The sequence below is a fragment of the Deinococcus alpinitundrae genome, assembly GCF_009982895.1.
In the GTDB taxonomy this organism is placed as follows: Bacteria; Deinococcota; Deinococci; order Deinococcales; family Deinococcaceae; genus Deinococcus; species Deinococcus alpinitundrae.
The window spans coordinates 1-882 of the sequence record NZ_WXZL01000084.1; the positions used below are offsets into that span (position 1 = coordinate 1).

Sequence of the window (882 nt, forward strand, 5' to 3'; positions counted from 1 at the left end):
TCAGGTGGCGCTTGGACGGGCTGGAATCACTGCTGTCCATCCTCATGAGCCCTTTTCCAGCGCTAGGAGCAGCTTGAAGCCAAGTTGTCCCGTACTGAGTGAGGGAACGAACCATGGCCTGGCTGCAGTCGTTCCAGCGCGTCCGGATCCGCGATGAACACAAGGCCCAGCACTCCCTGGGCTTTGTTCAGCTCGCCTGCATCCTCATCCTGCTCCGCCAAATTTCTGGATGACTTCTACCGCTGTTTGGCCCGATGGGCTGGCCCACTTCTATCTTCTACAGCCTGACCGCCGCAGTTGCTGCGGTATTCGGACGCGATGGTCTAAAAACGGCATTCGACTGGTTCGGAAGCTGGAAAGTCCCGGCAGTCATAGCCGTGCCTTCGACGGGCAGCTTAGAGACCATGCCACTGCTGAGCTTCCCAGCTGCCGAGCCACCGCAAGATGACCCCGATTTTCCTTCTGCGACCTGCACCGACTGGCCCGCCGTGGTTGGTGATGACGCACCGCTCGCCGATCTGCCCAGCGTTCAACCCCTCGTTTCCGCCGTCACCGTGGCGACGCCCTTGGTTTAGGAGACCCCATGAACGAACTGCTAAAGCTGCTCACCGACATGTTAGGTACCACGTTGCCGATTAAGGCGGTCGTCGAGCTCGCGCCGATCCTCGCGCCAGTCGTGCTGGACCTGGCCGATGGCGACGCACACCTCTCCGCCGAGAACCGACTGAAGGTGTAGGAAGAAATCAAGCACCTCAAGGAGCGTGGTGAACTGTGAAACGCCTGCTACTGATACCTGCGTAATTTGGGAACAGCTTACCCTTCGGCTATGCCGCAGATTTGGCGACCTGAAAGGCTGACGCGTCCCCAACTGGAGGAGCGGCG

The 882-nt window shown here is 59.8% G+C and carries 2 protein-coding genes; both read left to right on the forward strand.

Features of this window, described 5'->3' with window-relative positions; genetic code table 11:
• Positions 1-254: 254 nt before the first annotated feature.
• Positions 255-575, forward strand: coding sequence for a hypothetical protein (locus GUI70_RS22480; protein ID WP_161884498.1), 321 nt, complete (start codon positions 255-257; stop codon positions 573-575).
• A gap of 8 nt (positions 576-583) precedes the next feature.
• Positions 584-736, forward strand: coding sequence for a hypothetical protein (locus GUI70_RS22485; protein WP_161884499.1), 153 nt, complete (start codon positions 584-586; stop codon positions 734-736).
• The last annotated feature ends 146 nt before the right edge of the window (positions 737-882 follow it).

Excerpts from the sequence above, each read along its gene's own strand:
- GUI70_RS22480 (WP_161884498.1), top strand. The coding sequence starts at position 255 with ATGGGCTGGCCCACTTCTATCTTCTACAGCCTGACCGCCGCAGTTGCT.
- GUI70_RS22485 (WP_161884499.1), top strand. The coding sequence starts at position 584 with ATGAACGAACTGCTAAAGCTGCTCACCGACATGTTAGGTACCACGTTG.